We start from the raw sequence: 5451 nt of genomic DNA, 5'->3' as shown, positions 1-5451 counted from the left end.
TTATAAATAAGAACAAAGCTTTCGGCTCAATGAATTCTGATTTCATTTAAATGACTCGGAAGAATCACTTAACTGTTTGTACATATTACTATGAACACTCATCGTTGCATTGAGTTTAAATTTTTGATTGCCAACATTCCGAAGAACAGAAGACAATTTCGAATAACTCAATACCTGTGAATGTCCACACAGATTACTTGATAAATTGTTAAAGAGCTTGATGTCGATTTTTCATACATCGCCGTCAGACGCTAGGTCGTTGGCTTGGGGTGCGTATTCTACGCATTCCCTTTATTGCGTCAAGTGTTTTTTCAAACTTCTTTTCGCCTGTTACCAACACTACTAAGTAGTTGTTAATAACGCTAACCGGTTTTCGCTTTCGCTGTATGCCGTGTCAGTGGATGCGCATTATAGGCAGCTTAAGATTTTGTGCAAGCGCTTTTGTGCATAGAATCTTTTGAACGCCGAACTTTTATGCAGATCGATTCTTTTTTAGCAATTTAGGTTAAAGAACCATCTTTGACTAATGCTCTAATAAGCTATTATTTATATAAATGTTACTTTCGAGCTCAATTTTTCAACAGTAGTCTGGTTTATCTGGTAATTTTTAATTAGTATGTAATAGTATTTAACAGTTATTTATCATTTTTATATTCATTAGAGATTATTTTATGCAGAAATCCTTCGTGATTGTTTTGATTGCGGCGCTTCTTGGCGCTTTTGTTTTTTCTCAGGTTAGCGGTATGTCATCTTCGTTAGCGTTTATTGCTGGTGTAGTCGTTGCGACGTTAATTTTCACTTTTATACCAACTGGTGGTTCAAGCTCTTCTGATGAACCTTATGTTGGTCCTACCATGACACTTTATGTCGGTAATTTGCCTTATCGTGTTCATGAGGGCGAAGTAAAAGCATTGTTCGGCGAGTTCGGGCCTGTTAACTCAGTACGTTTAGTACGAGATCGTAAAACAGGGCGTCGTAAAGGATTTGGGTTTGTTGAAATGTCTGAAGCGGGTGCTCAGAAGGCTATGTCGAAATTAAACGACTATAGCTTCCAAGAGCGCACGCTAAAGGTAAGAGAAGCTAAATCACAAGAATCTGATTCTGAAAATAGCTAATTATTTTTGAACCAGGTTCTTAGCACTATTTAAATAGTGTTGTTAGTCGGTTATGGTGACCAGCGAAAAATCACTAAAACCATAATCGACTAATGTTGCTTTAAGCCCTTGGCTAATATCTTTGGTATAACATGCTTGTAAATGCTTATTACCATTGTTTTCCTTACTCAGTAAAAACCTTACCCGCTTTGCTACAGCCTCCCCTGAATCTAATAGTGTTACCCCTCTACCAAGATAATGACTTATTTCTGTCGCTATCATCGGAAAATGCGTACAGCCCAGTACTAGTACATCAATATCAGATGCCGCTATGGGCGCTAAGATTTCGCCAAGCTTATTCATATCGACCGGCTGTTGAGCTACATGCTGTTCAGCAAGTAGCACTAATTCTGACGTACCAAATAATTCAACCTTACAGTTTCCAGCAAATTGATTTATTAAAGCTTGAGTGTAATCTCGTTTCACTGTTCCTGGTGTAGCCAATAAACCAATGTGCTTTTTCTTCGATAACATGGCAGCTGGTTTAATAGCAGGAACAACTCCCACTATGGGAATGGTTAATTGTTGGCGTAATAGAGGCAATACCAAGGTGCTGGCGGTATTACAGGCAACCACAACAATACTGGCTTTCAAACGTCGAGCATGATGAGTAATAAGTGCAACACATCCACTGATTAACTCTTGCTCTGATAAGTTGCCATAAGGTAAGCGTGCATTGTCGAATAAGAAACAATAATCATGCTGTGGTAGCTGTTTTCTAATTTCGTTCAGTACCGACAATCCGCCGATACCTGAATCAAACACTAAAATAGGTCCAGACAATATGGGCTCCAAATATGTATATGCTCAACATTAATCGTCATGTCACTTTATACTTAGGCGTGTAGTACTAGACATCAGCGTCATTTAGTATAATATTTGCGCCCTTTTTTACAGTCTTAGGTGGACGATATGAATTTAGCTGCAATGGATCCTAAAAACTACGATGCACAATTACAACAAAAGCGCATCAAGCTAGAACAGACCTTTGCCGATTTCAATCCACCAGCGCTTGAAGTCTTTGCTTCTGAGCCTATGCATTATCGTATGCGTGCTGAATTTAGAATGTGGCATGAAGGTGATGACTTATATTACTACATGTTTGATAAAGCACTGAATGCAAAAGTACGTTGCGATCAATATTTACCCGCAGGTTTGATCATTAATCAAATGATGGCCGCATTAATTGCAGAATTAACACCTAATCCTGCATTACGTTATAGGTTGTTTCAAGTTGATTTTTTGTCGACATTAAGTGGCGAAATTTTAGTGTCTTTACTATATCACCGCCAGCTTGATGAAGAGTGGCGTGAACAAGCTACTCTATTAAAAGCAAAGTTATCAGCTCAATTCAATGTGAATATTATTGGCCGTGCACGTAAACAAAAAATTGATTTAGACAAAGATTTTGTTGTTGAGACCTTAACGGTAAATGAACAGGTATTACATTACAAACAAATTGAAAATAGCTTTACCCAGCCGAATGCGAAAGTGTCGGTGAAAATGTTGGAATGGGCTATTAACGCCACTAAAAACAGTCAAGGTGACTTACTAGAGTTGTATTGCGGTAATGGTAATTTTACGATTGCGTTAGCACAGAACTTTAATCGCGTATTAGCAACAGAGTTAGCTAAACCTTCGGTTGACGCTGCCCAATACAATATTGATATCAATAATGTCACTAATGTCCAAATTATTCGGATGTCAGCAGAAGATTTTAGTGATGCGATGGCAAAAAAGCGTCAATTTAGACGTTTAGAAGGTATTGATTTAGATAGTTATGATTGCAATACCATCTTTGTCGATCCACCTCGTGCAGGCATTGACCCTGAAACATTGAAGCTGATTCAAGGTTATGAGCGGATTTTGTATATTTCTTGTAATCCAGAAACCCTAAAAGACAATTTACTGACCTTGAGCGAAACTCATAGAATTAGTCATTTTGCGCTCTTTGACCAATTCCCCTATACCGATCATATGGAATCAGGAGTATTACTAGAACGTAAGTAATGCAGCTTAACTAACAAACAGGGCGCTAATGATTAGCGCCCTGTTTGTTTATAATCGTAATGAATTAAGCACGGTTGTCCATTTTATGCTGTAACGCTTCAGCGCCAGTTGCTACCATCCGCAGTTGGAGTACTAACTGATCGGCCAATGATTTACGTTCACTACGCTTTGAATCCAAAGCTGATGCTCCGGCATTAAACACTAAAATAACCAATGCTTCAGCTTGAGCACGAGCTAACACAGGAGTGCGGTTTGCCTGGGCCTCGGTGTAATGAGCAAGTTCAGAAATAAAATGTTCAATTTCGCGCTCAACTGCGGCTCTAAATGCCGCTGAGGTACCTGAACGTTCGTGAAGTAGTATTCGAAATACGTTCGGGTTTGACTCCAATACTTCCATAAACGTGTCTACAGAAATACGGATCACACTCCCACCGGCTTCTGCACGTTGACGACCTTTACGCATCATTTGACGTAAGGTTAATCCACCTTCATCGACCATGGTCAAGCCAAGTTCGTTCATGTCTTTAAAATGGCGATAGAATGATGTGGGTGCAATACCAGCTTCACGAGCAACTTCACGTAAGCTTAGACTGGAAAAACTTCGTTCAGCACTGAGTTGATTAAATGCAGCATCCACTAATGCACGGCGGGTTTTTTCCTTTTGTTGTGCTCTAACACCCATTTACTAATCCATTCAGTCAATATTAATTCACAGATAATACCGTTTTTAAAACAGAAACACAGCCCTGTTAAACTTGACCATGACTAGTTCCTTAAGTTAAATTAGCGTACAATTGTACGCTCAACTTATTTAACCCTATTATTGGAACCCTACTAAATGAAAAAACCTCCAATCATTTGGCTTAATACCTTGTTATTTGCCATTACTTTTATCGGCGCTGTAGTATTAATCCCTTGGCGTGGTTTGACCCATGGCTTTGATGGCATTGAATGGATTGCATTTGTTGTTTTCGCTTACGCAAGTGGTCTGTCGATTACTGCGGGTTACCACAGATTATGGTCACACAAAGCTTATAAAGCTCACTCTTCGGTTCGTTTTCTATACGCACTAGGCGGGGCATTGGCGCTACAGAACAGCGCATTACATTGGTGTAGTGATCACCGTATTCATCACAAACATGTTGATAATAATGATAAAGACCCGTACTCAGCTCAAATGGGATTTTGGTACAGCCACATAGGTTGGATGCTGCGCGAGTATCAAGCGAGTCGTTACAGTGACTACAACAACGTGCGTGATTTACAAAACGATCGTATCGTTATGTGGCAGCACAAGCACTACTTAGCCTTAGTGATCTTAATGAATATTGGTTTACCGGCATTTATAGGCTGGCTAAATGGCGATATTTTATCAATGGTACTTATGGCAGGTTTATTACGCTTAGTGGTAGTGCATCATTGTACTTTCTTTATTAACTCGTTAGCCCATATTTGGGGTAAACAGCCGTACACAGATAAAAACTCAGCCCGAGATAATGCATTTTTAGCGTTACTGACATACGGTGAGGGGTATCACAACTTCCATCATATTTTTGAAAATGATTATCGCAATGGCATCAAATGGTGGGACTACGATCCAACCAAATGGTTAATCAAGCTTATGAACTGGTTTGGTTTAGCCAGTGATTTACGTAAAGTGCCACAAGAGCGTATTGAAAGTGCACGCTTGCAGATGCAACTTTTACAAGCCCAGAATCAGGTTGCGCATTTACCTAACTGCGATGAAATCATAGAAAAATTTCAAGCAGAGTATGAGCTGATGAAGCAACACTTAGTTGACTATTATCAAGCCAAAAAGAGCTTATTAGAGGCGAAACGTAAGCAACTGACAGATCACAATCTGAAACAACAAGTACAATTATTGCGTAACCAATTTCTTGAACAACAACGTAATTGGAAAAGCCTAACAGCTGCCTACGCACAGTAAAACTAATGTTTAATCATTTAAAAGGTCACGCCAACGCGTGACCTTTTTTGTTTTGATCAGCTTCACTAGTACATCATGTGCTAATTAAATTGCTGAGTTACCTGCTGCTCTAACGCCTTGCAATTGGTCGTAGCACCATCAACTGAAGGCGCAATACTTACCGATACTTTAGACCAAAAACGCTTAGGAAAGGTGGTAAGCGCATGCCCTCCTTTATGGCTAAAGTAAGATCCCCATAATCCTGTTAATGCTAACGGTATTACCGTGACAGGATCACGCAGTAAAATCTTATCAATACCGGGTCTAAACTCACCAATTTCACCGTCTGGGGTTAATCTT

Annotated in this window: 5 protein-coding genes and 1 pseudogene; 3 read left to right on the top strand and 3 right to left on the bottom strand. The window is 39.5% G+C overall.

Features of this window, described 5'->3' with window-relative positions:
* The first annotated feature begins 671 nt into the window (after positions 1-671).
* The gene (locus H5202_RS17430) at positions 672-1115 is read left to right on the top strand and encodes an RNA recognition motif domain-containing protein (protein WP_182773196.1); all 444 of its coding nucleotides are present in this window, start codon (positions 672-674) and stop codon (positions 1113-1115) included.
* A 42-nt stretch (positions 1116-1157) separates the two neighbouring features.
* Here the strand turns inward: H5202_RS17430 and murI are convergent, their stop codons facing one another.
* Positions 1158-1937 (bottom strand): glutamate racemase, encoded by a 780-nt coding sequence (gene murI / locus H5202_RS17425; RefSeq protein ID WP_182773195.1) that lies wholly within the window; start codon positions 1935-1937, stop codon positions 1158-1160.
* A gap of 129 nt (positions 1938-2066) precedes the next feature.
* On the opposite strand from murI, the gene trmA reads away from it, so the two are divergent.
* A complete protein-coding gene (trmA, locus tag H5202_RS17420; RefSeq protein ID WP_182773194.1) occupies positions 2067-3164 on the top strand; it encodes a tRNA (uridine(54)-C5)-methyltransferase TrmA in 1098 nt (365 codons plus the stop codon).
* A gap of 64 nt (positions 3165-3228) precedes the next feature.
* Here trmA and fabR read toward each other — a convergent pair whose 3' ends face one another.
* On the bottom strand, positions 3229-3846 hold the full coding sequence (gene fabR, locus H5202_RS17415; protein WP_182773193.1) for an HTH-type transcriptional repressor FabR: 618 nt from the start codon (positions 3844-3846) through the stop codon (positions 3229-3231).
* A gap of 156 nt (positions 3847-4002) precedes the next feature.
* Here fabR and H5202_RS17410 point away from each other — a divergent pair, with 156 nt between their 5' ends.
* Entirely contained in the window at positions 4003-5112 is a 1110-nt protein-coding gene (locus H5202_RS17410) for an acyl-CoA desaturase (RefSeq protein ID WP_182773192.1), read from the top strand.
* A gap of 80 nt (positions 5113-5192) precedes the next feature.
* Here H5202_RS17410 and H5202_RS17405 read toward each other — a convergent pair.
* A pseudogene (locus tag H5202_RS17405) lies at positions 5193-5451 on the bottom strand (MFS transporter); the annotation flags it as partial.

Source organism: Shewanella sp. SG41-4 (assembly GCF_014164505.1).
In the GTDB taxonomy this organism is placed as follows: Bacteria; Pseudomonadota; Gammaproteobacteria; order Enterobacterales; family Shewanellaceae; genus Shewanella.
This window is presented reverse-complemented; position numbering and strand designations above follow the sequence as displayed.

Bases quoted from the DNA above. Each gene is read 5' to 3' on its own strand.
- H5202_RS17430 (WP_182773196.1), top strand. From the start codon at position 672: ATGCAGAAATCCTTCGTGATTGTTTTGATTGCGGCGCTTCTTGGCGCT.
- trmA (WP_182773194.1), top strand. From the start codon at position 2,067: ATGAATTTAGCTGCAATGGATCCTAAAAACTACGATGCACAATTACAA.
- fabR (WP_182773193.1), bottom strand. From the start codon at position 3,846: ATGGGTGTTAGAGCACAACAAAAGGAAAAAACCCGCCGTGCATTAGTG.
- H5202_RS17410 (WP_182773192.1), top strand. From the start codon at position 4,003: ATGAAAAAACCTCCAATCATTTGGCTTAATACCTTGTTATTTGCCATT.